Genomic DNA, 23,529 nt, shown 5'->3' on the forward strand with positions numbered 1-23,529 from the left:
TCCCTCCGTCCGGCAATTTCTCCGAGCGCAGCACCGCCTACCGCGCGCTGGAGAAGCTGCCGACCGACCCCGACGAGATGCGTAACTGGCTCTACAGGGTCAGTGCCGACCAATGCGAAGGGCCAGGTCGTAGGGGGCAGCGCCGTCCTGGAGCGGGCCGTGGTCGACAAGGCGGGCGAGCGCCCGTAAGGCGTGCGGAACCCCCGTGCACGCGCAAGGCTGGTGTCATGACCAATCCCATCGAAGAGGGCACCGCCGAGCACAGGGGGGACATGTACGTACGGCACTTCCTGCTGCGTCTGCCCCGGCCCGTGGAGGAGGTCTGGCCCGCCCTCGCCACCTCCGCGGGCCTGCGGGGGTGGCTGGCGGACGCCGATCCGTTCGAGCCCAGGCTGGGCGGCGCGGTCGAGCTGCGGCTGCCCGACGGCCCGGCCCCGGGCCGCATCACGGCATGGGATGTGGAACGGGTCGCCGAGTACACGGTGGAGGGCCGCGGCCGCATCCGCTTCCATCTGGAGCCGGGCCACCCGACGGGTACGACGGTGCGGTTCACGCACGAGAGCGAACAGGACCGGGACCCGGGCTGGCGGGACCGTTTCGAGCACCTCCTCGCCTACGTGGAGAGCAGCGTTCTCTGAACGGGGCGATCACAACGGGGGCGATCACGACGGCGCTGATCACGACGGCAGCGATCACGCCGGTGGCAGGCACTCCTTGGCCGGTGGCTTCCCCTCCGGCCAGGCGAGCTTCACGAACCGTGTGCCTCCGGAGGGGGTCAGCTCCACGATCGGCACGGCCTTGTCGTACGGATTGCCGTGCACGTCGAGGCATATCCATCCGCTCGCCCCGTTCACCGGCTTCAGCACCGGCCACTCGTTGACCACGGCCGTGAGCGAGGGCGTCGCATGGTTTCCGGTCGTGGCCTCGCGCAGGCCGCGGACGGTCAGGCGCATGGCGTCGTACGCGGTGATCAACTGACCGTCGTCCAGGCGGACCGTCCCGATCGGTCCGACCGGATCTTCCTTGCTGCGGGTGAGCAGTTCCTCCAGCGTCCGCATGTCGGCCGCGCTGCCGCCCGTCTTCGCCGTCTCCTTCTTCCAGGCGTCCGGATGCGCCAGGGAGGTGTAGCGCACGGAGAGATTGCGGGTCAGCGCGTCGTGCTCCAGCTTCTTGTCGCCGGTGAGGTACGAGCCCTCGTCGCCCGTGAGGACCGTCAACTCGCGGTCTACGCAGCCGCGTTCGCCGAGCGAGTTGATGAACTGGCGCAGCTGGGTGTGGCGCCCGGCGAACAGGATCGTGTCCGTGGACTTCGGAGTGGTGCACAGGCGGTCGGTGATCTGCCGGAAGGCGTTCCCGGTGGTGCCCTCCTGGTTGCGGTCGGCGGGCGGGGTGAACGGCTGCGGCTGGTAGCGCGATCCGGGCAGCAGTTTCTCGAAGGAGCGCTGGAGCGTCCGCGTGTAGGGGTCCCCCGGCTTGTCGTAGACCAGCAGTGCCCGGCCGGCCGACACCTTGGCGAACGACGCGAGGGCGCGGGCCTCGTCCGTGTTGGTGGGGGAGACACGGGCGAGCCCGGGGAAGGGATCCTTGCCGCCCTGCCCGTTGGCGAGGTCGTCCGCGGTGATCGAGGTGCCGATCACGGGGATGCCGCGCCGGGTCAGCTCCTTGACGGCCGCCTTGTTGTTCTCGGTGCTCATCCCGATCCCGGCCACCGCCCGCAGCCGGTCCGGGCCCTTGGCCATCGCGTCCAGCCGGTCGACCACGGACCGCCAGTACGCCCCGTCCGCACCGGGGTTGGCGAGGACGAGCCGGATCGCGGGGGACTGGCCGGTGGTGTCGTGGTTGGCCTGGTACTGGGCCAGATAGGCGCCCTGAAGCTGGTGCTGGAGGTTGCCCAGGCTGGACGGGGCGGACGTGGTGAACGGCAGGAACAGCGCGACCGTCACATAACCGCCCGCCTTGAGCCGCTGGTTCTCGCGGGCGATGGCCCGCGCGGTGTCGGTGTACTGGGAGCGGCCGAAGTCGTACGCCGTCGCCGACACGCCCACGCAGTCGTGGCTGTCCTCCGGGTGGGCCACGCCCGGGGCGCAGGAGCGGTCCTCCTCGGTGAGGCGGAGCCCGCCCCACACGGCGCCGGACACGAGCGCGGCGGCGAGGAACAGTGCCACATAACGGCGGAAACGTATTTCCCAGATGTCCTCGCGCAGCCATGTCCCCAGGCGTGCCGGCATCACAGACCCCCGTCCTCGTACGGCCGTGTCATCCGTGCCCACGGTCCTCGTACGGCCGTGTCATTCGTGCCCCCGGTCCTCGTAGGGCCGCGTCATCCGTGCCCCCCGCCCTCGTCGTCGTCCGGGACACGAAGAGGCCGCCCGGCCAGCGCGTCCGGCGGCCACTCCCGCGAGGCACGCCACAGCAGGGCGGTGCCGCCGGGCCGCAGGTTCGACAGCTGTTCCAGCTCGAACCGCAGCCGCTCGGCCACCTTCGGGTCGGGCAGCACCAGCGGATCGGTCAGCTGCCAGACCGCGTGCAGCAGGCGCCGTACGCGCAGATGCAGCGCGGGATCCACGCCTTCGGGCGGCTCGTGCGCCGCGTCCGTGCGGCCGAGCGCGATCGCGGCCCGGTGGTCATGGCCACCGAAGTCGCGGCCCTCGGGGTCGTGCGCGTGGTAGTACGGCGCGGACGCGATGAAGACCAGCGAGGACAGCCAGGTGTCGGCGTCCGTGTCCGGAAAGGTGTCGCGCAGATGGGCCACCGCGAAGTCGGCCTTGCCGAGGGCGAGTTCGTGGTGCAGCCGGAAGCGGGCGGCGTCGACGGTGTCCTGTTCGCCGTAGTGGTCGATGAGCGCGCGGTGGGCCGTCTGCCACTGCGCGTGGTCCGCGTCGAGGTGGTGCAGCCGCAGCAGGAGCAGCGCGCGCAGGAACGGGTCGCCGACGAACTGCCCGGCGACCGCGGGCCCGCCCTCCTCGGCGAGCCGCTCCTCCAGGCCGAGCACCCCGGCCGCGCCGAAGTCGTCCGGGAGCCGCTCCCGGGCGAGCATCAGCGCCGAGTCCCGGTCGTGGGCGGCGGCGAGCACGGTCAGCTCGTCGAGCCGGCCGCCGGGCACCAGCCGGTCCAGCAGTTCCTGGTAGGCGGGCCGGCCGTCGTGGTCCTCGTGGAGGGCGAGGTCACCGGTGAGCAGCGCGCCGAGGGACGAGGCGCCACGGGGCAGGTTCTGCCGGGCGGACTCGGCGAGCAGGGTGATGCCGAGCGGGCTGCCGCCGGTCAGCCGGTGTGTGGCGTGCGGAAGCGGGGGAGGCAGCTCCAGGCCCCGGCAGACGGCGCCCACGATGTGCAGGGTGTCGTCGGGCGACAGCGGCGGCAGCGACACGAGCAGCGCCCGGGAGGACGGGGAGGGGCCGGGCTGCCAGCCGGTGGTGCGGGCGACCTCGGTCAGGGTGCGGCGGGCCGCGTTCCGGAGCGCCGGGTGGGTGTACCCGCGGAGAGCCGCGAAGAAGACGACCCGGTCTCCGATGCCGTCCGCCCGGTCGCGCAGCACGCACTCCATCAGGCCGCGCCCGGCCGGCTCCTGCACGTTGTCGATCAGCACGATCGGCCGGCCCAGCCGGTGCGAGCGCTGCATGACGCCCGCGTACGCGTCGTCGAGGTCGGCCAGCAGCGCCCGTACGAGATAGCGCTCGGCGTGGGTGCGGGAGTCGCCGCCGGCCCGGAAGTGCCCGGACAGCAGGATGAGCCCCAGCTTGGGATTGCCGCCCGCGTTCGGATAGTCGCGGTACCACATGGCGGCCCTGCGCAGCCGTCGATGAGTGGGCGAGACCCCTTCGCTGAACGCCTCCAGGGTCGCCTCGATGATCGGTTCCACGACGGGCCCGGTGTTCGACATGGAGGCGATGAGCTTGGCGACGACCTTGCTCGCCCAGCGGCCCGCGAACCCGTCGAGGAACGTCCGGGAGTCGTTCAGCAGCAGGATCCGCTCCGCCTCCTGCCGGATGCGCGGCACGTCCCGGTCGCTCCAGCCGCCCGCCGCGACGGCGAGCAGCCCGGACGCGAGCCGCGGGAAACCGATCCGCCGCGCGCCCTTCACGGGCTCGGCGAGCTGCTCGGCGACGGTGGTGAGCGCTTGCGCGACCGGCGACCAGGCCTCGCCGGGCCGCTCCGGCGGCGGCCCGGCGAACTGCGGCTCCTCGCCGTCGATCAGCGCGACGGGCGTGTGTCCCTGGTAGGCGGTGCGTAACTGTGACAGCAGGGCGCTCTTGCCGAGCCCGCGCCCGCCCGTGAACACCACGAACGGCAGGTCGCCCTGGTGTTCGTACGGTGAGGAGCGGAGCTGGTACGGACGCAGACCGACGAGCCGCGCAGCGAGGCCGGGCGGGTCGGTGTCGAACAGCGGCCCCCGGCCGTGCAGCCGTCTGTGCACCGCATCCCCCCTGCGCGGTCCGGTCCGATGTGCTGCTGTGAGGTGTACCAACATCAGTTTAAAAAGGGGGGGTTGGTTCGGACTAGGGTGCGTCGTGTCCGTTGGGTTACGAAAGTTTTCCGCTGTCCGGCCGACTGTGATCACGTCGAGTCGCCGTAGTCCGTCCATGGCGTGGATGGCGTGGATGGCGTGGATGGCGTGGAGATCGTCCTCCTCTGCGACCCTGAGTGCACGATGTCGATACGCGACTTCATCGAGAAGAACCCGGCTCTGTGGAATGAGGACATCGGCCATGACTGAGCCCCGTATCCCCACCATCGATCTGCGGCCGTGGCTGGACGGTGACCCGGACGCCCGCGCCCGTATCGCCCGCACGGTCGACGAGGCGCTCCAGACCGCCGGGTTCCTGCTGGTCACCGGCCATGGCGTGGACCCGGCTCTGCGGGCCCGGATCCGGGCGGCCGCGCGGACCTTCTTCACACTGCCGGCCGAGGCCAAGGAGCGGTACGCCGCCAAGGTCGGCGGGCGTGGCTGGCTGGGCCCCGGTGCCGAGGCCAACGGCTACGCGGAGGGGACGGAGACCCCGCCCGACCTCAAGGAGTCGCTGACGTTCGCGACGCACGAGCCGTTCGAGGACCCGATCGTCAACGCGGAGTGGTACGCGCCCAACGTCTGGCCGCGGGAGGTGCCGGAGCTACGGGTCCTGTGCGAGGAGTACCTGGCGCGGATGGGGGAGCTGGAGAACCACCTGCTCGCCCTGCTCGGCGAGGCACTGGGCCTCGAAGGGGACTTCTTCACGCGGCACATGACCCATCCCACCTACGGCTTCAACATCAACTGGTATCCGGGCACGGAGGTCATCGGCGAGCCGGAGCCGGGCCAGTTCCGTATCGGCCCGCACACGGACTTCGGGACGGTCACGATCCTGGACCGGCAGGCCGGCAAGGGCGGCCTCCAGGTCTACACGGACGACGGCGGCTGGGAGGACGCGCCGTACGACCCGGAGGCCTTCACCATCAACATCGGCGACCTGATGGCCCGGTGGACGGGCGACCGCTGGCGCTCGGGCCGCCACCGCGTCCTGCCGCCCCCGGCGGACGAGCCCGCCGAAGAACTGATGTCCCTCGTCTACTTCGGCGAGTGCACCCCGGGGACGATCGTCGAGTCGGTCCCGGCGCCGGTGGGTCGGGTGGCGTACGAGCCGGTCGACTCCCATGTGTACCTGCGGGAGAAGCTGGACTCGATCACCGTGGGCTGACGGAGGCAGGAGCCGAAGGCGGACCCTGACCTGGAGCAAATTCGTTTTCAACCTTTGGCGCGCGGGCGTGCTCTGAAGAGGGGTGACAGGACAGGGCCCCTGGATGGGGCCTGGAGAGGAGAGCAGATGCCGGAGAACGGCCGGGGCTCCGAAGCGCCGACGGGCTCCCGGGCGCCCGAGAGCTTCGAGGTCTTCGCCCGGGCGAGCCAGAGACGGCTGTACCGGACCGCCTACCTGCTGTGCGGGGACCCGGACACGGCCCGGGACCTGACGCAGACCACGCTCGCCAAGCTGTTCCAGCACTGGCGGCGGGCGAGTGCCGCCGACCACATCGAGGCCTACGCCAGGACCGTGCTGACTCGCACCTACCTGGCCGAGCGGCGGCGCCGGTTGCGGGACCTGCTGGCGCACTCCCGCCCCGACCCCCGGCCCGCGCCGGACCACGCAGACCTGCGGGTGACCCTGATGACGGCACTGGCCGGGCTGCCGCCCAGGGCCCGCGCCATCGTCGTACTGCGGTACTGGGAGGACCAGAGCGTCGAGTCCGTCGCCGAGCTTCTGAAGTGCAGCGAGTCCACGGTCAAGAGCCAGTGCTCCCGCTCCCTGGCGAAGCTGCGCGCCCGACTGGGCGAGTCCCACATCTACACCACGGGGAGTTGAGGATCGCCATGGGAGACATGGGAGACATGGGAGACACCATGCCCGAAGCCGACCGTCGGGATTCGCTGCTGGTCAGGGACGCGATGGAACGTACGGTGGAGGAGTTGCCGCCGCTCCACGACCTGGTGCCCGCAGCGGTCGCCCAGGGACGGCGCCGCAGGGCGCGTGCCCGTCTCGCGATCGCCGCCGGGGTCGTCTGTGTGGCCGGGGCGGTGGTGTTCGGCGCCATGATGCTGCCGGGCGGGGGCGACGGTGACACGACGGTCCGTCCTGCCACGAGCGGCACGCCCTCGCCGCACGAGTCGCCCGACCCGGTGCGGAAGCAGGAGCCGGAGCCCTACCGCACGCCGGTCCACATCGAACCCACGAGCGACACGGAACGGGCCATGGCCGATCTGCCCCAGGCCGAGCGGGAACGGCGGGCGGAGTTCCAGCAGAAGGCGGCCGTCCTCCTGGACAAGCTGCTGCCGGACACGGTCGGCCTGATCCGGCCGGTGGACCTCGATGTGCGGCGCTATCAGGGCGAGACCGAAGACGGGAAGGTGTTCACCATCATCTTCTCCGTACGGCCGTCCGACGCCCGCTCCGGAACGAGGCCCTGCCCCGACGCGCCCGGCGCCCTCAAGGGCGGAAGTTGTGAGCGGGGCACTCTGCCCGGCGGCATCGAGGCGACCTCGTACCGCGTGTTCTCCGGCACGGCAGAGACCATGGCCACCGACGTCCAATTCTCCTACCGGGACAGCGTGGTCGGACTCACCATCAACCAGGACGAGAAGGCCAAGGCCTCCGCCCCGGTCACCAGTGAGGAACTGCTGGACGCTGCCCGCGACTCACGCTTCCTCGACCTGGTGCGGTACGCCGACGAGCACCCGATGGAGGAGAGGCAGACCTCCGTCGCCGGCGGCTGAAGGCCGGCGGCCCCGGCAGCCTGGCGTCCAGGTTGCCGGGGCCGTGACGGTGCTGGGATCAGAAGCCATAGCGGTTCTTGATGTGGCGCCAGAAGTCCCGGATCATCCACTTGTGGTTGCCGCCGCCCCGGACTTTCGTCGTTCGGATTCTTTTGGGTGCGTCGGCTTCTCGCCCGCGAGTCAGCCGCTCTGATCAGCGACGTGATGTCCCCGCCGCGGCCCCCGTCCGTGACGGCAAGAACCCTGACGGCCCGGTCCTCCTCGTCACCCGCGCCGCCTTCACCTCGGCTTTGCGCCGAGTCGTTCATTCATCGCCGATGTCCTCGTTCCACAGGTTCGGGTGGTCCTCGATGAAGGCGCGCATCATCGCGGCGCACTCGGGGTCGTTGAGCTGGACGATTTCCACACCGTGGGACGCCAGCCAGTCGTGGCCGCCCTGGAAGGTCTCCGACTCGCCGATCACGACCCGTGAGATGCCGAACTGACGTACAAGGCCGCTGCAGTACCAGCAGGGCGACAAGGTCGTGACCATCGTCGTACCGCGATAGGAGCGCTGTCGCCCGGCGGAGCGGAAGGCGGCGGTCTCGGCGTGCATGGACGGATCGTCGTCCTGTACACGCCGGTTGTGTCCGCGCCCGAGAAGTGTGCCGTCATCCCTGTACAGCGCGGCGCCGATGGGGATCCCGCCCTCGGCGAGTCCGGCTCTGGCCTCCGCGACGGCAGTGGCGAGCCACTCTTGTGCCTGCGTTCCGTCCATGCACAGTAGCTCCCCCGAACCCCGTGTCCCGGAACCCCGGTACCGCACATCCGGCCGGACAGCGCATCCGGAACGCCGCACGTCGTGCAACCCTGTGTGCCCCCGTGCGCCGGGTGCGCTGCGAAGTGGGCGGGCCGCAGGGCTTCCTCGGCGTGGGCCGTCATGTTCCAGTGGTCGGATGCGGATCGGGTCATGGGGCCAGGTGCAGTCCTGGTTCCGGCAGGGAATCTTCAAGGACGCACACCTGCGTACTCACCTGGAGGCCATCAAGAGCCTGCAGCCGCAACCGCAGGAGGTCTACGCCCACGACTACCTCTACGCGTGTCTGAGCGTCCTGGACGCCAAGGCACAGGTCCTGCTGGCGTACGACGGCTTCCTCGTGGCGGCGGCGTCCGTGGTGCTGACGATTCTCCCTGGCGGGACCGGATCCACTGCCCTGCTGGTGGCCGCGCTGATCGCCAGCGGGCTGTCCGGGGCGCTGAGTCTGACCGTGGTGTCGGTGCACTGGACCGACACCCAGGACATGGAGCACGCGGACGCCGTGTTCCCGCGGCTTCTGGAGATCCGCAACCGACGCACCGCCTACTACCGGATCTCCTGGGGCATCGCCCAGGCGGCTTCCCTGCTGCTGGTCTGCGGCGTGCTCGTGCACCTCCTCTACCGGTGACCGCCCCAGGAGGCTGAGTCCGCAGCGGATTCACCCACAGCATCCGCCGTCGGGTCGGGGCTCCCCCTGGAGGCCCGCGTGTGATGAGGGTCACGCAGAAGGGAAAACCTGCCGCCAGGGCCGGGCGTCTAGCAGGCGTGAGATCAGTCAGGAAGGCACCGGGCGAGTTGGACGAGGAGCGTCTCGTCCGGCTGGTGGCCAAGGGTGACCGTGCCGCGTTCGAGGAGCTGTACCGGCGTACGTCGCCGTGGATGGCGGTGCGGCTGCGCCGCCGCTGCGCGGACGAGCAGATCGTCGCCGAGGTCATGCAGGAGACGTATCTGGCGGTGTGGCGCGCGGCGGGTGCGTTCGCCGGGAGCGCGGCCGGGGGGACGGCCGTCGGCTGGCTGTGGACGATCGCGGCGCGCCGCCTCGTCGACGCGTTCCGGCGCAGGGCCCACCACGCGGAGCCGCCGCCCGCGGCCGCCCCGCAGCCCGTGGCGCCCGCCGCCGAGGAGGAGGCGCTCGCGGCGACCGTCGACGGTGACGTCGGGGACGCGCTGCGGCGCCTCGCACCGGAACTCAGAGAGGTACTGCAGGCCATGGTGCTCGACGGGCTGTCCGTCCGGGAGACCGCCGTCCTGCTCGGGGTGCCCGAGGGCACGGTGAAGACCCGTGCCCGCCGGGCCCGGATCGCGATGCGAAAGGCGCTGGCATGAGCGTGGAACACGCGTCGATGCGGATCATCGACGGTTACGCGCGCGGCGGCGCGGAGCTCGCCGCCGACGAGGTGTGGGCCCTGGAGGCCCACCTGGAGACGTGCCGGGTGTGCCGTGACCGGCTGTCGGACGCCGTTGCGGCGCAGGCGCCCACCGTGGCGGCGCTGGTCGACAGCGTGTGGTCCGGCCTTGAGCCACAGCTGGCCGCCGCCGCCCCGATGCCGCGCCGACGGTACTGGTCGGCACGGCTGTCGAGGTGGCTGACGCCCACGATGGTGCCGTGGCTGGTCATGGTCGTGGGCGTGACACTGCTCGCGCTGCTGTTCGACCTGTCCGACACCGGCTACGGCGAGGTGTCGCTGGTGCTGCTGCTCGCCCCGGTCCTGCCCGTGCTCGGCGTCGCGGCGTCGTGGGCGCGCGGGCTCGACCCGGCGTACGAACTGACGGCCTCCGTGCCCAGGGCCGGGCTCTACCTGGTACTGCGGCGCACCGCGTCCGTGCTCGCCATGGTGGTCCCCGCGCTGGCCGTGGGCGGATGGGTGACGGGGGTGATGGTGGCCCAGTGGCTGCTGCCCTGTCTGGCCTTCACCTCGGCGACCCTGGCGCTCGGCGGTGTCATCGGGGTGACCCGCGCCGCCGTCGCGATGGCGGGCGCCTGGGCCGCCGTGGTGCTGGCGCCGACCCTGGCCGCCGCCCGTACGACCTTCGCCCTCCAGACGGGCAGCCTGCCCGTGTGGGGCCTGATCCTCGCGCTCGGTATCGGTGTCGTGATCGCCCGCAGGGGCGCGTACTCCGTGCTGGGAACCCATCGATGACCATCGGAAAGGAACACCACATGACGTCCGCGGTGAGCGCGGCCGACATCGCACCGACGGCCTACGCCTGGCAGATCCAGGCCACCGGGCTGAAGGTCAGGGTCGGCAGGAACCGGATGGCCGTCGACGGGCTCGACCTGAGGCTGGGCACCGGCGTGCACGGTCTGCTGGGACCCAACGGGGCGGGCAAGACCACCCTCATCCGGACGCTGGCCACCGTGCTGCGCCCCACCGAGGGCACCCTGGAGCTGCTCGGCGAGTCCGTGGGCGGCATGGGCGAGCACCGTGCGCTGCGCCGCCGGATCGGCTATCTGCCGCAGGAGTTCGGCTACTACAAGCGCTTCACGGTGCGCGAGTTCGTCGAGTACATGGCGTGGCTGAAGGAGGTGCCCAAGGCGGACATCCCCGGGGCGGTGCAGCGCGCCGTCGAGCGGGTGGGTCTGGCGGACCGCGCCGACGACAAGATGAAGTCCCTGTCGGGCGGCATGGTGCGGCGCGTCGGCATCGCCCAGGCCATCGTCAACGACCCGGCGGTCCTGCTGCTGGACGAGCCGACGGTCGGCCTGGACCCGGCGCAGCGGCTGCGTTTCCGCGAGCTGTTGCAGGAGCTGGGCATGGACACCTGCGTGGTCGTCTCCACCCATCTGGTGGAGGACGTCGCCGCCGCCTGCACCGATGTGGTGCTCTTCGCCGAGGGCAAGCTGGTCTTCCAGGGCACCCCGGACGAGCTGGCCGCGGCGGGCGGCCCCGAGCACGTGGGCGACAGCCCGCTGGAGCGCGGCTACTCGGCGCTGCTCCTCACCCCCGAGCAGGGAAGGGGCACCTGGTGAACGGCCGTGTCCTGCGCATCGAGTTGAGGCGCTCCGTCGCCCCGTGGGCCGGCGTCGTGGTCCTGGCGGCCGCGCTGGCGTTCCTGTACCTGATTCCCGGACCGTGGTGGAACGGCACCGCGTCGTGGACGGCCCAGTGGACATCCATGGCCATGTGGACCCGCGCCCTGCTGATCTATCTGTGGCCGCTCGCCCTGGGACTCGGGGCGCTCCAGGGGCTGCGCGACCACCGCTCGAACATCTCCGAGCTGCTGACGAGCACACCGCGGCCCGCGCGGCACCGCGCGGCCACACTGGCGGGCACGACGGCGCTCACGCTGGCCTCGGCCTTCGCGCTCCTCGTCCTCGTGGGCGGGGTCCAGGTGCTCGCCGACACCGAGTACACGCACCTTCGATGGCTGCCGATCTCGCTGGTGGGGGCACTCTCACTCGTCGCGGGGGCCGTGCTGGGCATGGGGCTCGGGCGGGCCCTGCCGTCCCCGCTCACCCCGCCCGTGCTGGCCGTGGCCGCCTTCGTGTTCACCAACCTCCTGCAGGCATCGCAGGGCTTGGCGGCGGTGCCGGAGGCCGCGGTGCCGAACCGGATCTCGCTGCTGTCACCGGCGGTGGGAGAGGCGCGCGAGGTACTCCTCACGCTCTCCACCTCCGTACACCTCGGTCAGACGATCTGGCTGCTCGGCATGGCCGCGACGGGCTTCGCCCTGCTCGCCGCCGCGACCCCGCGCGCCCGGCTGCTCGCCCTGACGCCCGTCCTGGCGGGCGCGGCGCTCGCCCTGCTCGTCCTCCCCTCCGACGCGCGCCGGACGTACGTCGTCGACGAGGCCGCCGCGGCGATGGTGTGCGACGGCCCGGTGTGCGTGTCGAAGGCGCACCAGGCACGACTCGCCGACCTCGCGGGTCCCGGGAAGAAGGCGCTGCGCCTGCTGCACGACGCCCTGGGCAGCCAGGCGCCGACCTCGATCCGGGAGAGCACCGCCCTGCGGGCGCTCATGGACACGCCGGAACGGTCCCGCACGGCCGTGCTCCTCGACTTCGACGACGGGATGATCGCCGACGCGAAGGGCGAGGAGCTGACCCGGGCCCTGGTCGCCCAGGGCATGGCGCCGATCTGCTTCCCGCGCAGCGACAACGAGAGCGGCACGGCCGGCGAGATCGCCGCGCAGAGCGTCGCGGCGGGCTGGGTCCTCGGGGACCTCAAGCCGCTCGGCGGCACCATCCACTCCTCGCGTGACCAGCTCGAACTGGCCCGCCCGGTGTGGAAGAAACTCAAGGCGCTGCAATGGTCCGGACAGCTCTCGCGGATCAACGCGATGCACGCCGGCGCGGTCTCCTGCAAGGGCGACCCGCTCACCGTGCTGGACGGCGGTGCGTCCCGGTGAGATGGCTGACGCTGTACGCGCGTTCGCGGCAGGTGCCCGCGTCGTTCGCCGCGGTGGTGATCAGCGCGGTGGCGGTGTGGGCGCTCGCCCGCGACGGCGGCGGGGGGCCCGGTGATCCGCGGCTGCCCGCGCTCGCCCTGGCCGCCGGGGTGACGGCGGCCTCGATCGGACTCGGCGGGCAGGACCTCGCGCTGGACCGGACGGCCGCGATCCGCTGGGTGCCCCGCAGAGCGGCGCATGTGCTGCTCGCGGGCGCGGTCGTCGGTGCGGTGCTCCTCGCGGTGCAGACGACGGGCGCGGACCTGGCCACCACCGCGTTCGTCGTCCGGGACAGCGCGGGGCTGATGGGGCTCGCCGCCGTCGGGGCGGCGGTGTGCGGGGCGCGGTACGCGTGGACGGTGCCGATCGCCTGGCTGTCGTTCTCGATCTTCGCCCCGGCCCCGACGAACATGCCGATGCGGGTGGTGACCTGGATGCTGCTGGCGCCCGGCACAGCGGCGGCCACCTGGACGGCCCTGGCCCTCGCGGTCGCCGGCACCGCGGCCTACGCCGTCGCGGGACCGAGACGGTAACGGACTGAGGCCCGCCTGCGAGCGCCGTGCCGGCCGGCCCCGACGGCTCGTCGCCGCAGGCACCGCCGTACCACCTGTCGGTATCGGCGGGACCGATGGCCCCATCGGCAGGACGCCCCACTGGCCCGTGGACCGGCCGCACCGCCCGCTCGTAGCGTCCTGGGCATGACCTCCGAGAACAAGGGCACGGCCCAGCTGACGACCGCGATGGTGCTCTCCGGCACCCTCGGTGTCTTCGTCGTCGAGTCGGGTGCCTCGCCCTTCAACGTCGTGTTCTTCCGTGTCCTGTTCGGCGCCCTCGCCCTCGGCGCCTACGTCGTCGCCCGTGGCTGGCTGCGCGACCACGGCTTCACCCCGCGCACCCTCGGGCTGGCCGTCCTCGGTGGCGTGTTCATCGTCTTCAACTGGGTCCTGCTCTTCCAGGCGTACGAGAACACGTCGATCTCCGTCGCGACGGTCGTGTACCACACCCAGCCGTTCTACGTGGTGCTGCTGGGCGCCCTGCTGTTCCGCGAGCGACTGGCGGCGGCCAAGGTGGGGTGGATCGTGGTCGCCTTCGCCGGGCTGATCCTCGTGTCCGGCGTCACGCCCGGCGACTTCACGGGCGGCGGCTCGTACGTCGTCGGCATCGGGCAGGCTCTCCTGGCCGCCCTGCTCTACGGCCTGTCCACCCTGGTCACCAAGCAGGTCACCGGCGTACGGCCGCATCTCATCGCCCTCGTCCAAGTCGTCGTCGGCATCCCGCTGTTGCTCCCCTTCGCCGACTTCGGCGCCATGAGCGGGACCGGCTGGGACTGGGGCTGGCTGGCCGGGCTCGGCTTCCTCCACACCGGGGTGATGTACGTCCTGATGTACGCCGCCTACGCGAAGCTGCCCACCTCGAAGATCGCCGTCCTCGCCTTCGTCTACCCGGCCGTCGCGATGGTCATGGACTGGGCGGTGTACGGCCACCACATCGGGCTCGTTCAGGCGCTCGGCGTCCCGCTGATCGTGACCGCGAGCCTGAAGGTCACGCTTGCTCGGCCACGAGCTTCCGCGCCTGCTCCACGAACAGCCGGGCGTGCGCCGGAAGCCGCTTCCCGGCCCGCCACGCCAGCTGCGTGCGAAGCGTGAACGGCGGCTCCCACAGCAGCCGTACGAAAGTCCCTTCCGCGAGTTCGGCGGCGACCGTCACCTCGGGCAGCAGCGTGATCCCGAGACCGGCCGCCGCCGCGCGTTTGGTGGCCTCGATCGTGCCGAACTCCATGAAGTCCACCGGGGCGTGGGAAGTGAGTTCCCGCTCGAACAGGTCCCGGTAGGCGCAGCCGGGTTCGGTGGCCAGCAGCGGCTGTCGTACGAGGTCCGCCGTCCCGACCGGCTGCCCGGCCAGGGGATGACCGGGCGCGGCCACCAGTACCAGCGGCTCCACCGCCAGCACTTCGGCCTCCAGCCCGGCGTGCTCGGTCTCCTCCTCCATGAGGAAACCGAGGTCGTACGTCCCCTGCCGCAGCGCCTGCCGGGTCTCGTCGCCGATGGTGGTGCGCAGCGACAGACGCACCTTGGGATAGCGGTGGTGGAACAGCTCCAGCAGCGGCGGCAGACGGTAGGACGTCAGCGACTCCATGGTGCCGACGGTCAGGTTGCCGACCGGCTCCTCGGCGCCGGTCACCGCCGCCCGTGCCTCTTCGCTCAGCTCGATGATCCGACGGGCGTAGGGGAGAAGCCGCTCACCGGCCTCCGTCAGCCTGATGCGGCTGCCGAGCCGGTCGAAGAGCTCCGTGCCGAGCGAGGACTCCAGGGCGCGTATCTGGCTCGTCACGCTGGACTGCGCGTACGCCAGCTCGGCCGCGGCCCGGGTGAAGCTCAGGACGGTGGCGACCTTCTCGAAGGTGACGAGCAGCCTCAGTTCCATCGGTCGGCCTCCGGGCCCTCAGTGCTCAAGTCCCACAGTGCCTCAGTCCCTTGGTTCCGGAGCCCTCAGTCCTTGAGGTCCTCGTCCCGCTCCCGGCGCCGCAACTCCTCCTCGCGGCGGCGCAGATCGGCCTCCCAGTCCTTCAGGAGCGCCTCGTCCTTCTTGTTCTCCTCCTTGAGGGACCTCAGGAACTCGGGGTTGTCGTCGGGGGCGACGTAGTCGAGGCGGTGGTTGCGGTGCCACTCCGAGGGCGTGCGGCCGTTCACGGGAGGCTGCCGGACCTTGCCGGCCGCGAGCCAGACGAGGGGGCCGACGATCCAGAAGAGCAGGATGATGAAGACCCAGGCGATCTTGGGAAGGTGCCTCGCCTCGTCCTCGGGCGTGTTCAGGCAGTCGATGAACGCGAAGATCGTCAGCGCCAGCGGTACGAGGTACATCAGCAGCCTGAGCATGGAAAGCAGCCCCCTGGACGTGGTGGTGGGGCCCTGCGACCGGCCCCGTGACGGGGTCAGGGTAGCCCCTCGGGGATACTGGACCCCATGGCATACGACGATCTTCGTTCCCTGCTCCGGGCGCTGGAACGCGAGGGAGACCTCAAGCGCATCACGGCCGAGGTCGACCCGTATCTGGAGGTCGGGGAGATCGTCGACCGGGTGCAGAAGTCCGGTGGGCCGGCGCTGCTCTTCGAGAACGTGCGCGGGTCGAGCATGCCGCTCGCCATGAACGTCTTCGGCACCGATCGGCGCCTGTTGAAGTCCCTCGGCCTGAAGTCGTACGAGGACATCTCGGACAAGATCGGCGGCCTGCTCAAGCCCGAGCTGCCGCACGGGTTCGTCGGGATGCGCGAGGCGTTCGGGAAGCTCGGCGCGATGGCGCACGTACCGCCGAAGAAGGTCAAGTCCGACAACGCCCCCGTGCAGGAAGTCGTCCTGCGCGGCGAGGAGGTCGACCTCGACGCCCTTCCCGCCCTCTTCACCTGGCCCAAGGACGGCGGCTCCTTCTTCAACCTGGGCCTCACGCACACCAAGGACCCGGAGACGGGCATCCGCAACCTCGGCCTGTACCGCCTCCAGCGCCACGACAAGCGCACCATCGGCATGCACTGGCAGATCCACAAGGACAGCCGCAACCACTACCAGGTGGCCGCCCGGCGCGGGGAGAAGCTGCCGGTCGCGATCGCCTTCGGGTGTCCGCCCGCCGTGACGTACGCCTCCACCGCGCCGCTCCCCGGTGACATCGACGAGTACCTCTTCGCCGGGTTCATCGCGGGCAAGCGGATCGAGATGGTCGACTGCAAGACGGTCCCGCTCCAGGTGCCCGCGAACGCGGAGGTCGTCCTCGAAGGCTGGCTGGAGCCCGGCGAGATGCTGCCGGAAGGTCCCTTCGGTGACCACACCGGCTTCTACACCCCGCAGGAGCCCTTCCCGGCGCTGACGATCGACTGCGTCACCATGCGCCGTCGCCCCCTGCTCCAGTCGATCGTCGTGGGCCGGCCCCCGACGGAGGACGGACCGCTCGGCCGGGCGACGGAGAGGTTCTTCCTCCCCCTGCTCAAGATCATCGTGCCGGACATCGTGGACTACCACCTGCCCGAGGCGGGCGGCTTCCACAACTGCGCGATCGTGTCGATCGACAAGAAGTACCCCAAGCATGCCCAGAAGGTGATGCACGCCATCTGGGGCGCGCACATGATGTCCCTGACCAAACTGATCGTCGTCGTCGACTCCGACTGCGACGTGCACGATCTGCACGAGGTCGCCTGGCGGGCCCTGGGCAACACGGACTACGCCCGTGACCTCACGGTCGTCGAAGGCCCCGTCGACCACCTCGACCACGCCTCGTACCAGCAGTTCTGGGGCGGCAAGGCGGGCATCGACGCGACGAAGAAGTGGCCCGAGGAGGGCTACACGAGGGACGGCGGCTGGCCGGACATGGTCCTGTCCGACCCGGAGACGGCGGCGAAGGTCGACCGCCGCTGGAAGGAGTACGGACTGTGAGTTCAGCTTCCGCGGCGATCCCGCAGCCGGGGCGCACGAAGGCGTTTTTGCGCCTGGTGATGATCGAGCACTCCGTCTTCGCCCTGCCCTTCGCCTACATCGCCGCGCTGACCGCGATGTACCAGTGGGACAAGAACATCCACTGGGGCCGGCTCCTCCTCGTCACCGTCGCCATGGTGGGCCTGCGCACCTTCGCCATGGCGGCCAACCGGATCATCGACCGCGAGATCGACGCCCGCAATCCACGCACGGCCCACCGGGAGCTGGTCACCGGTGCGATGAGCGTGCGGCACGCGTGGACGGGCGCGCTGATCGCGCTGGTCTTCTTCCTGGGCGCCGCGGCCCTGCTCAACCCGCTCTGCCTGGCCCTCGCGCCCATCGCGGTGATCCCGATGGTGGTGTACCCGTACGGCAAGCGGTTCACGAACTTCCCGCAGGCCATCCTGGGCCTCGCCCAGGCCATGGGCCCGGTCGGCGGCTGGCTGGCGATCAGCGGCACGTGGGACTGGGACGCGGTGATCCTCGGTCTGGCCGTCGGCATCTGGATCGGCGGCTTCGACCTGATCTACGCCTGCCAGGACGTGGAGACGGACCGCGAGATCGGGGTCATGTCGGTGCCGGCCCGCTTCGGCATCCCCGCGGCCATCTGGGGCGCCCGCGTCTGTCATGCGATCACGACGGCCCTGTTCGTCTGGTACGCGGCCGTCACCGGCGCCGGCGCATTCTTCTGGCTGGGCCTGGTGGTCGTGGCGGGCGCCTTCGTCTACGAGCACACGATCGTCCGCCCGCACGACCTCAGCCGCGTCAACCGCGCGTTCTTCAGCGTCAACGGGTTCATCGGGATTGCCCTGTTCGCGTGTGCCCTGCTGGATCTGTTGGTGCGCGGGCTGACGGTCTAGTGCCGCGGCACGTCAGTGCGTCGAGACCTGGAAGCAGGCCACGTCGTACTGGGAGACCGAGTGGGGGTTGGTGGAGTTCTGGGGCTGTTCGCCCGCGTAGTGGGTGCCGGCGACGCCATCGGGGTTGAACGCGGAGCCGGGGGCGCTCTGGGAATGTCCGGGGCGGCTGGGCTGGTCCTCGCAGGACTGGCCGGGCTGGCCCCCGAACGCGGGCGCGGCGGCGACACCCGCTGCGCCGGTGACGAGCGCGATGGAAGCCAGTGCGAGGGCCGCACGCCTCAGGAGGTTCATGAGTGCCTCCCCTTTCGCGGAGTACCTGTCCAAGGGAGTACCTGTCCATAGGTACGCAGGTAAGCCGGGAGGGGATTGCCCACCGGGAGGGCGTTGTCTGCAGCCCGCGGGAATCGGCCCGCCCCCCTTGGCCGGTTCCCGCCCCGCGACGCCGGATAGGCTCGGTGTCGTGAACCCAGTCAAGCCAGGAGAGACGTCGCGTACGCCTTGGATCGTGGGGGTGTCCGGCGCTTCCGGCACCCCGTATGCCGCTGCCGTGCTGCGCGCCCTGCTGGCCGCAGGTGAGAGTGTCGACCTCGTCGTCTCCCGTGCCTCGCGGCTCACGCTGCTGGACGAGACCGGGATCGCCTTCCGGGACGCGCACTGGCGGGACGATCTGCGGGAGTGGCTGGGGCGGGGCGCCGACGGCAAGCCCGGGACGTTCCAGGTGGACGTCGACGGCGAGTGCGTACGGTACTGGAGCGCCGGTGACCTGGCCGCCGGGCCGTCCTCGGGGTCGTACCCCGCGAAGGGGATGCTGATCGTGCCCGCCTCCACGTCCTGCGCGGCGGGGGTCGCTCTGGGGCTCTCGAAAGACCTGTTGCAGCGGGCCGCGAGCGTCACCCTCAAGGAGGGACGGCGGCTGGTCGTCGCCGTGCGGGAGACCCCGCTCAGCGGGCAGACCCTCAAGCATCTGGTGGCGCTGGACGAGGCGGGCGCGGTGGTGCTGCCGGCCTCCCCGGCGTTCTACGCGGGGGCGACGCACATCCAGGACCTGGTGGACTTCGTCGCGGGGCGGGTGCTGGACGCGGCCGGGGTGCCGCACGGGCTGTACCGCCGGTGGGAGGGCGAACTCGGCGGCGGAACCCGTGGCACGTGACGTGACGCTCCCCTGAGCAGTCGCGTATCCGGGCAAGCGGAGCAGCAGAGCGACAAGCGGAGCAGCAGGGCAAGCAGCAGTACCACTCAGCACTTCAGGATCTCTTCAGACCTCTTCTGACCTCATCTAGTGGAAGGCTTCGATCGCATGGACGCGGTGGACAGGCAGCTCATCCAGGCCCTGAGGGAGAACGGCCGGGCCTCCTATGCGGAGCTGGGGCGCCTCGTCGGCCTGTCGGGACCCAGCGTCACCGACCGTATCAACCGCCTGGAGGCGGCCGGTGTCATCACCGGCTACCGCGCCACGGTGAACGCGGCCTCGCTCGGCCTCGGCGTCACCGCCCTCATCGGCATCTCGCTCTCCGACGCGGCCGACCACGAGGACGTGGCGCGCCGCCTCAAGGACCTTCAGGAGATCGAGGACTGCTGGTTCATCGCCGGCGACGACTCGTTCATGCTCAAGGTCCGCGCGAGCGACGTGGACGGTCTGGAGAAGACCATCCGACGGCTGTCCGGCACCAAGGGTGTCTCCCGTACGCGTACGACGATCGTGCTCTCCACCAAGTGGGAGAACCGGGTGGGTGAGCTGCCGGAGGAGCGGTAGGCGCGCGGCGCCGTATGGGGGCACCGTCCGTTCGGAGGGCGGGAGGTACGGTTGGGGGGTTCGTCCGGAGGAGAGGCAGAAGCATGGATGTCGGGCTCAAGCGCGAGTTGGAGGACAAGGTCCGGGCCGGTGAGCGGCTGACCCGCGAGGACGGCATCGCGCTGTACGAGTCGGACGACCTGGCCTGGCTGGGCGGCCTCGCGCACGAGGTGCGGACCCGCAAGAACGGTGACGTGGTTCACTTCAACGTCAACCGTCACCTCAACATGACGAACGTGTGCACCGCTTCGTGCGCCTACTGCTCGTTCCAGCGCAAGCCGGGCGAGAAGGACGCGTACACGATGCGCATCGAGGAGGCGGTCAAGCTCGCCAAGGCGATGGAGAGCGAGAACCTCACCGAGCTGCACATCGTCAACGGCCTGCACCCCAACCTGCCGTGGCGCTACTACCCGCGCTCGCTGCGCGAGTTGAAGGCCGCCCTGCCGAACGTCTCGCTGAAGGCGTTCACGGCCACGGAGATCCACCACTTCGAGACGATCTCGGGCCTGTCGGCCTCCGAGATCCTCGACGAGCTGATCGACGCGGGTCTGGAGTCGCTGACCGGCGGCGGCGCGGAGATCTTCGACTGGGAGGTCCGGCAGCACATCGTCGACCACCGCACCCACTGGGAGGACTGGTCGCGCATCCACCGCCTGGCGCACGAGAAGGGTCTGAAGACCCCGTGCACCATGCTGTACGGCCACATCGAGGAGCCGCGCCACCGCGTGGACCATGTGCTGCGGCTGCGCGAACTCCAGGACGAGACCGGCGGCTTCCAGGTCTTCATCCCGCTGCGCTACCAGCACGACTTCGTGGACATGAAGGACGGCAAGATCCGCAACCGCCTCCAGGCGCGGACGCAGATGGCGACGGGGGCCGAGGCGCTGAAGACCTTCGCGGTCTCCCGTCTCCTCTTCGACAACGTCCCGCACGTCAAGGTCTTCTGGGTGATGCACGGCGTGCAGACCGCGCAGCTGGCCCTCCAGCACGGCGCCGACGACATGGACGGCTCGGTCGTCGAGTACAAGATCACGCATGACGCGGACAACTACGGCACGCCGAACAAGCTGACCCGCGAGGACCTGCTCGACCTGATCCGTGACGCGGGTTTCCGGCCGGTGGAGCGCAACACGCGGTACGAGATCATCCGCGAGTACGACGGCCCGGACCCGGCGCGCCGGGACGAGCCGCAGCCGATGCGGGTGTGACGCGTGGCTCTCGGTTTCGATCTCGACCCGGCCGTGACCCCCGCCCTGCGCGACGGCGTCCTCGACCTGTGGGCGGACGTCTCCAACGCGGGCGGGGCCGTGGGCTTCGTACCGCCGGTGACGCGGGAGGAGATACGCCCGGAGCTCGTCAAGCACCTGGCGGCGATGAGCGAGGGGCGTCACCGGCTGCTGGTCGGGTACGACGAGGACGGGCGGGTGGCCGCCACCGCGTTCTTCGCCTTCAACACACACCGGCTGATGACGCACTGGGTGTGGCTCTACACGGTGATGGTGCATCCGCGGCACCAGGGCAAGGGGTACGGCCGGGAGCTGCTGGCCGCCGCGGCGGACGCGGCCCGTGACTTCGAGGGCGTCGAGGCGATACGGCTCACCTGCCGGGGCGGCATCGGCCTGGAGCGGTTCTACGGGTCCTGCGGCTACAAGGAGGTCGGCCGCGTGCCCGGTGCCATCAGGGTGGCGCCCGGGGACGACCGCGACGACATCACGATGCTGCTGCCGCTGGAATGAGTGAGGCCCCGCACACCCCCCTGCAAGACCGGGCGCCCGGCGTGCTTCACTGGACGGTGCCCTTTGGGACTGTTCGGACTGTTCGAAACGGAAGAGTGGATTGAGATGCTCCGCTACACGCTGATGCGCCTCGGTATTTTCGCGGGCTGCCTCGTGGTCGTCTGGGGCGCCGTCTACTCCGGGATCTTCCCGCGCGGCTTCGGCGACTCCAACTTCCTGTGGATCCTGCTGCTCGCCATGGTGCTCTCGGCACCGATCAGCTTCGTGGTGCTGCGCAGGGAGCGGGACCGGGCGTCCGTGCAGATCGTGCAGAGGGTCGACCGTGCCAAGGCCAACCTGGAGGCCAACCGCAGCCAGGAGGACGTGGCCGACGACACCGCCCGGGTGCAGGGCCAGACTTCTTGACCTCTGCTTCAGCGGGCTGATCGTACGCTTGCCCGCATGGGTTCCGTGAAGACCAAGCGGATGCCGCGGGCGGTCCGTGAGCGGCAGATGCTGGACGCCGCCGTGAAGACCTTCGGCCAACGCGGGTACATGGCCGCGTCCATGGACGAGATCGCCGAACTGGCAGGTGTGTCCAAGCCGTTGGTGTATCTCTACCTGAACTCCAAGGAAGACCTCTTCACCGCCTGCATCCGCCGCGAGGCCGCCGCGCTCACCGAGGCCGTGCGCTCGGGAGTGCGGCCCGGGCTCGGCGCCGACCGCCAACTCTGGGCAGGGGCACGTGCGTTCTTCACGCACACCGCGCAGAACCCGGACGGCTGGGCGATCCTGCACCTCCAGGCCCGTACGCACGGCGAACCCTTCGCCGCCGAGGTCGCCGCGATGCGCGAGGAGATCGTCGCGTTCGTGACGCAGTTGATCGTGGTCGCCGCGCGTGAGGCCCACCGGGACCCGGACCTTCCGGAGCGCGAGGTCGCCGGGCTCGCCGAGGCGCTGGTCGGCGCCGCCGAGTCCCTCGCCGCCTGGGCCAACACCACCCCCGGGGTCTCCGCCCGGCAGGCCGCGGCGACCCTGATGAACTTCGCCTGGGCGGGCCTCGGCAACCTCATGGAGGGCCGTCCGTGGTCAGCCCCGGACGCTGACCAGGTCCTCTCGTTCGACGACAGGGCCTGAGCGGGTGCGCCCCCAAAGGGGCGCGGAGCTGGGACATTGTGCGGCTCCGCCGCGATGGGGGTCCCCCCTGCTCATGGGGGTCCCCCTGCTCATGGGGGTCCCCCCTGCTCGAGCGAAGCCGAGAGCTTGGGGGAGAAGCCGAGAGCTTGGGGGAGAAGCCGAGAGCTTGGGGGAGAAGCCGAGAGCTTGGGGGAGCGACCAGCCACGACGCACCCGCAGGTGGCATACCGTCCTTCCAGCGGAGCGCTCAGGCCACGGACCGCGTCTCGCCGGTGAGGTGGAGCCTGTCCCCGTCGCGCAGCTCGAACCGTCCCCCGTCGGCCGCGTACGTGACGGTGCCCGGAAGCAGGACGGGCGCCTTGAACTCCGCGCGCATGTGCACGGCGGCGCGGGCCGGCTGTTCAGCGAGACACCGGGCGACGGTCCACATGCCGTGCGCTATGGCCCGCGGGAAGCCGAAGAGACGGGCGGTGAGGGGATGCAGGTGAATGGGGTTGCGGTCCCCGGAGGCCGCCGCGTACCGCCGCCCGACGTCCCTGGCGAGGCGCCACTCGGCGAGGGCGGGGAGGGGCGGCGGCCGGTGGTCGTTCGTCGCGGGGGGAGTCCCGGTGGAGCTTCCGGGCGACCGGTGCCGCGCGAGATACGTGCTCCGTGACTCCCACACCAGCCGGTCCTCGATACGGGCCTCGGTGACGACGACGGCCTCGGTGCCGCGCCGATGGGGCGCCAACTCCGCCACGTACACACCGACTTCGTACTCCTGGGAGGGGGCGAGCGCCTCCCGCTGGGTGATCTCCACGGATGTGTGGACGAGCCCGAGGAGAGGGAGGGGGAACTCCCGGCCCGCCATGATCCGCATGGCGAGCGGAAAGCCGAGGACATGCGGATAGGTGAGGGGCAGCGCGTCGACACCGGTGGGGAAGCCGCAGACGCGCTCGTAGGCCGCGAGGCGGTCGAGATCGATGCGGACGCCGGGGAGGACGAGGCGGGTACGGGGAAAACCGGCGTCGGGCCGGGGGCGCTTGAAGGGGGAGAGGAGGGCGCCACGGGCGAGGAGGGGGGCGAGTGCCGGGGACGCGCCGAGGGCCACGGTCGTCTTCGTCTCGCGGTCGGCCATGGCCCGGCTCCCAGCTCGCTCGT

At 70.9% G+C, this 23,529-nt stretch carries 26 protein-coding genes and 2 pseudogenes; 21 read left to right on the top strand and 7 right to left on the bottom strand.

The genetic code is table 11. The features are described 5' to 3' along the window. The first annotated feature begins 227 nt into the window (after window positions 1-227). Window positions 228-638, top strand: a complete 411-nt coding sequence (locus Q2K21_RS02600; protein WP_310763696.1) for an SRPBCC domain-containing protein — start codon at window positions 228-230, stop codon at window positions 636-638. 54 nt (window positions 639-692) lie between these two features. Here Q2K21_RS02600 and Q2K21_RS02605 read toward each other — a convergent pair whose 3' ends face one another. Both Q2K21_RS02605 and Q2K21_RS02610 read right to left on the bottom strand, forming a co-directional pair. Then, complete coding sequence (locus tag Q2K21_RS02605) at window positions 693-2,228, bottom strand: ABC transporter substrate-binding protein (protein WP_310763698.1); 1,536 nt, start codon at window positions 2,226-2,228, stop codon at window positions 693-695. A gap of 92 nt (window positions 2,229-2,320) precedes the next feature. Continuing rightward, the gene (locus Q2K21_RS02610; protein WP_310763700.1) at window positions 2,321-4,414 is read right to left on the bottom strand and encodes a hypothetical protein; all 2,094 of its coding nucleotides are present in this window, start codon (window positions 4,412-4,414) and stop codon (window positions 2,321-2,323) included. A 195-nt stretch (window positions 4,415-4,609) separates the two neighbouring features. Between Q2K21_RS02610 and Q2K21_RS02615 the strand changes: the two are divergent. From Q2K21_RS02615 to Q2K21_RS02635, 5 genes and pseudogenes are all read left to right on the top strand, one after another. Then, window positions 4,610-4,714, top strand: a pseudogene (locus Q2K21_RS02615) (nucleoside deaminase); the annotation flags it as partial. Beyond that, a complete protein-coding gene (locus Q2K21_RS02620; RefSeq protein ID WP_310763702.1) occupies window positions 4,707-5,672 on the top strand; it encodes an isopenicillin N synthase family dioxygenase in 966 nt (321 codons plus the stop codon). The pseudogene Q2K21_RS02615 and the gene Q2K21_RS02620, both read left to right, overlap by 8 nt. A 126-nt stretch (window positions 5,673-5,798) precedes the next feature. Beyond that, a complete protein-coding gene (locus Q2K21_RS02625) occupies window positions 5,799-6,332 on the top strand; it encodes a SigE family RNA polymerase sigma factor (RefSeq protein ID WP_310763705.1) in 534 nt (177 codons plus the stop codon). Between the two features lie 38 nt (window positions 6,333-6,370). Further along, window positions 6,371-7,240, top strand: a complete 870-nt coding sequence (locus Q2K21_RS02630) for a hypothetical protein (protein WP_310763707.1) — start codon at window positions 6,371-6,373, stop codon at window positions 7,238-7,240. Window positions 7,241-7,320: 80 nt separating this feature from the next. After that, window positions 7,321-7,527, top strand: a pseudogene (locus tag Q2K21_RS02635) (DUF397 domain-containing protein); the annotation flags it as partial. Window positions 7,528-7,544: 17 nt separating this feature from the next. Here Q2K21_RS02635 and Q2K21_RS02640 read toward each other — a convergent pair. Beyond that, window positions 7,545-7,997 (bottom strand): nucleoside deaminase, encoded by a 453-nt coding sequence (locus Q2K21_RS02640; RefSeq protein ID WP_310763709.1) that lies wholly within the window; start codon window positions 7,995-7,997, stop codon window positions 7,545-7,547. Between the two features lie 178 nt (window positions 7,998-8,175). On the opposite strand from Q2K21_RS02640, the gene Q2K21_RS02645 reads away from it, so the two are divergent. From Q2K21_RS02645 to Q2K21_RS02675, 7 genes are all read left to right on the top strand, one after another. Then, complete coding sequence (locus Q2K21_RS02645) at window positions 8,176-8,664, top strand: hypothetical protein (protein WP_310763712.1); 489 nt, start codon at window positions 8,176-8,178, stop codon at window positions 8,662-8,664. Window positions 8,665-8,801: 137 nt separating this feature from the next. Continuing rightward, entirely contained in the window at window positions 8,802-9,362 is a 561-nt protein-coding gene (locus Q2K21_RS02650) for an RNA polymerase sigma factor (protein WP_310763714.1), read from the top strand. Further along, complete coding sequence (locus Q2K21_RS02655; RefSeq protein ID WP_310763717.1) at window positions 9,359-10,177, top strand: zf-HC2 domain-containing protein; 819 nt, start codon at window positions 9,359-9,361, stop codon at window positions 10,175-10,177. The genes Q2K21_RS02650 and Q2K21_RS02655 overlap by 4 nt, the downstream gene beginning before the upstream one ends. After that, window positions 10,174-11,007, top strand: coding sequence for an ABC transporter ATP-binding protein (locus Q2K21_RS02660; protein WP_310763719.1), 834 nt, complete (start codon window positions 10,174-10,176; stop codon window positions 11,005-11,007). Before Q2K21_RS02655 ends, Q2K21_RS02660 begins: the two co-directional genes overlap by 4 nt. Beyond that, complete coding sequence (locus tag Q2K21_RS02665) at window positions 11,004-12,386, top strand: hypothetical protein (protein ID WP_310763721.1); 1,383 nt, start codon at window positions 11,004-11,006, stop codon at window positions 12,384-12,386. The genes Q2K21_RS02660 and Q2K21_RS02665 overlap by 4 nt, the downstream gene beginning before the upstream one ends. Beyond that, complete coding sequence (locus tag Q2K21_RS02670; RefSeq protein WP_310763723.1) at window positions 12,383-12,958, top strand: hypothetical protein; 576 nt, start codon at window positions 12,383-12,385, stop codon at window positions 12,956-12,958. Before Q2K21_RS02665 ends, Q2K21_RS02670 begins: the two co-directional genes overlap by 4 nt. 165 nt (window positions 12,959-13,123) lie before the next feature. Next, a complete protein-coding gene (locus tag Q2K21_RS02675; protein ID WP_310763726.1) occupies window positions 13,124-14,071 on the top strand; it encodes a DMT family transporter in 948 nt (315 codons plus the stop codon). Here Q2K21_RS02675 and Q2K21_RS02680 read toward each other — a convergent pair. Together Q2K21_RS02680 and Q2K21_RS02685 are read right to left on the bottom strand one after the other, a co-directional pair. Next, a complete protein-coding gene (locus tag Q2K21_RS02680; protein ID WP_310763728.1) occupies window positions 13,968-14,849 on the bottom strand; it encodes a LysR family transcriptional regulator in 882 nt (293 codons plus the stop codon). The genes Q2K21_RS02675 and Q2K21_RS02680 overlap by 104 nt on opposite strands. A 65-nt stretch (window positions 14,850-14,914) precedes the next feature. Continuing rightward, window positions 14,915-15,301, bottom strand: a complete 387-nt coding sequence (locus Q2K21_RS02685) for a PLD nuclease N-terminal domain-containing protein (protein WP_310763729.1) — start codon at window positions 15,299-15,301, stop codon at window positions 14,915-14,917. An 87-nt stretch (window positions 15,302-15,388) separates the two neighbouring features. Between Q2K21_RS02685 and Q2K21_RS02690 the strand changes: the two genes are divergently transcribed. Both Q2K21_RS02690 and mqnP read left to right on the top strand, forming a co-directional pair. Further along, entirely contained in the window at window positions 15,389-16,846 is a 1,458-nt protein-coding gene (locus Q2K21_RS02690; RefSeq protein ID WP_310763732.1) for a menaquinone biosynthesis decarboxylase, read from the top strand. Beyond that, the gene (mqnP, locus tag Q2K21_RS02695; protein WP_310763735.1) at window positions 16,843-17,745 is read left to right on the top strand and encodes a menaquinone biosynthesis prenyltransferase MqnP; all 903 of its coding nucleotides are present in this window, start codon (window positions 16,843-16,845) and stop codon (window positions 17,743-17,745) included. The genes Q2K21_RS02690 and mqnP overlap by 4 nt, the downstream gene beginning before the upstream one ends. A gap of 12 nt (window positions 17,746-17,757) precedes the next feature. Here the strand turns inward: mqnP and Q2K21_RS02700 are convergent, their stop codons facing one another. Then, the gene (locus tag Q2K21_RS02700; protein WP_310763736.1) at window positions 17,758-18,036 is read right to left on the bottom strand and encodes a hypothetical protein; all 279 of its coding nucleotides are present in this window, start codon (window positions 18,034-18,036) and stop codon (window positions 17,758-17,760) included. Window positions 18,037-18,205: 169 nt separating this feature from the next. Here Q2K21_RS02700 and Q2K21_RS02705 point away from each other — a divergent pair, with 169 nt between their 5' ends. The 6 genes from Q2K21_RS02705 (at window position 18,206) to Q2K21_RS02730 (ending at window position 22,389) form a co-directional block, all read left to right on the top strand. Next, entirely contained in the window at window positions 18,206-18,895 is a 690-nt protein-coding gene (locus Q2K21_RS02705) for a UbiX family flavin prenyltransferase (protein WP_310763738.1), read from the top strand. A gap of 147 nt (window positions 18,896-19,042) precedes the next feature. Continuing rightward, on the top strand, window positions 19,043-19,498 hold the full coding sequence (locus tag Q2K21_RS02710) for an Lrp/AsnC family transcriptional regulator (RefSeq protein WP_310763740.1): 456 nt from the start codon (window positions 19,043-19,045) through the stop codon (window positions 19,496-19,498). A gap of 83 nt (window positions 19,499-19,581) precedes the next feature. Next, entirely contained in the window at window positions 19,582-20,745 is a 1,164-nt protein-coding gene (gene mqnE / locus Q2K21_RS02715; RefSeq protein WP_310763741.1) for an aminofutalosine synthase MqnE, read from the top strand. Window positions 20,746-20,748: 3 nt separating this feature from the next. Next, window positions 20,749-21,273, top strand: coding sequence for a GNAT family N-acetyltransferase (locus Q2K21_RS02720; RefSeq protein ID WP_310763743.1), 525 nt, complete (start codon window positions 20,749-20,751; stop codon window positions 21,271-21,273). 105 nt (window positions 21,274-21,378) lie between these two features. Then, window positions 21,379-21,678: a DUF4229 domain-containing protein gene (locus tag Q2K21_RS02725; protein ID WP_310763745.1), complete on the top strand. Its 300-nt coding sequence runs from the start codon at window positions 21,379-21,381 to the stop codon at window positions 21,676-21,678. A gap of 36 nt (window positions 21,679-21,714) precedes the next feature. Then, window positions 21,715-22,389: a TetR/AcrR family transcriptional regulator gene (locus Q2K21_RS02730; RefSeq protein ID WP_310763747.1), complete on the top strand. Its 675-nt coding sequence runs from the start codon at window positions 21,715-21,717 to the stop codon at window positions 22,387-22,389. A gap of 247 nt (window positions 22,390-22,636) precedes the next feature. Here the strand turns inward: Q2K21_RS02730 and Q2K21_RS02735 are convergent, their stop codons facing one another. Next, window positions 22,637-23,506, bottom strand: a complete 870-nt coding sequence (locus Q2K21_RS02735; protein WP_310763750.1) for a MaoC/PaaZ C-terminal domain-containing protein — start codon at window positions 23,504-23,506, stop codon at window positions 22,637-22,639. Window positions 23,507-23,529: the final 23 nt, after the last annotated feature.

It is taken from the genome of Streptomyces sp. CGMCC 4.7035 (genome assembly GCF_031583065.1).
In the GTDB taxonomy this organism is placed as follows: Bacteria; Actinomycetota; Actinomycetes; order Streptomycetales; family Streptomycetaceae; genus Streptomyces; species Streptomyces yaanensis.

What these genes read in the sequence shown, in the direction of transcription:
- Q2K21_RS02600 (WP_310763696.1), top strand. Translation starts at nt 228, where the DNA reads ATGACCAATCCCATCGAAGAGGGCACCGCCGAGCACAGGGGGGACATG.
- Q2K21_RS02605 (WP_310763698.1), bottom strand. Translation starts at nt 2,228, where the DNA reads ATGCCGGCACGCCTGGGGACATGGCTGCGCGAGGACATCTGGGAAATA.
- Q2K21_RS02620 (WP_310763702.1), top strand. Translation starts at nt 4,707, where the DNA reads ATGACTGAGCCCCGTATCCCCACCATCGATCTGCGGCCGTGGCTGGAC.
- Q2K21_RS02625 (WP_310763705.1), top strand. Translation starts at nt 5,799, where the DNA reads ATGCCGGAGAACGGCCGGGGCTCCGAAGCGCCGACGGGCTCCCGGGCG.
- Q2K21_RS02630 (WP_310763707.1), top strand. Translation starts at nt 6,371, where the DNA reads ATGCCCGAAGCCGACCGTCGGGATTCGCTGCTGGTCAGGGACGCGATG.
- Q2K21_RS02640 (WP_310763709.1), bottom strand. Translation starts at nt 7,997, where the DNA reads ATGGACGGAACGCAGGCACAAGAGTGGCTCGCCACTGCCGTCGCGGAG.
- Q2K21_RS02645 (WP_310763712.1), top strand. Translation starts at nt 8,176, where the DNA reads ATGCGGATCGGGTCATGGGGCCAGGTGCAGTCCTGGTTCCGGCAGGGA.
- Q2K21_RS02655 (WP_310763717.1), top strand. Translation starts at nt 9,359, where the DNA reads ATGAGCGTGGAACACGCGTCGATGCGGATCATCGACGGTTACGCGCGC.
- Q2K21_RS02660 (WP_310763719.1), top strand. Translation starts at nt 10,174, where the DNA reads ATGACCATCGGAAAGGAACACCACATGACGTCCGCGGTGAGCGCGGCC.
- Q2K21_RS02675 (WP_310763726.1), top strand. Translation starts at nt 13,124, where the DNA reads ATGACCTCCGAGAACAAGGGCACGGCCCAGCTGACGACCGCGATGGTG.
- Q2K21_RS02680 (WP_310763728.1), bottom strand. Translation starts at nt 14,849, where the DNA reads ATGGAACTGAGGCTGCTCGTCACCTTCGAGAAGGTCGCCACCGTCCTG.
- Q2K21_RS02685 (WP_310763729.1), bottom strand. Translation starts at nt 15,301, where the DNA reads ATGCTCAGGCTGCTGATGTACCTCGTACCGCTGGCGCTGACGATCTTC.
- Q2K21_RS02690 (WP_310763732.1), top strand. Translation starts at nt 15,389, where the DNA reads ATGGCATACGACGATCTTCGTTCCCTGCTCCGGGCGCTGGAACGCGAG.
- Q2K21_RS02700 (WP_310763736.1), bottom strand. Translation starts at nt 18,036, where the DNA reads ATGAACCTCCTGAGGCGTGCGGCCCTCGCACTGGCTTCCATCGCGCTC.
- Q2K21_RS02710 (WP_310763740.1), top strand. Translation starts at nt 19,043, where the DNA reads ATGGACGCGGTGGACAGGCAGCTCATCCAGGCCCTGAGGGAGAACGGC.
- mqnE (WP_310763741.1), top strand. Translation starts at nt 19,582, where the DNA reads ATGGATGTCGGGCTCAAGCGCGAGTTGGAGGACAAGGTCCGGGCCGGT.
- Q2K21_RS02725 (WP_310763745.1), top strand. Translation starts at nt 21,379, where the DNA reads ATGCTCCGCTACACGCTGATGCGCCTCGGTATTTTCGCGGGCTGCCTC.
- Q2K21_RS02730 (WP_310763747.1), top strand. Translation starts at nt 21,715, where the DNA reads ATGGGTTCCGTGAAGACCAAGCGGATGCCGCGGGCGGTCCGTGAGCGG.
- Q2K21_RS02735 (WP_310763750.1), bottom strand. Translation starts at nt 23,506, where the DNA reads ATGGCCGACCGCGAGACGAAGACGACCGTGGCCCTCGGCGCGTCCCCG.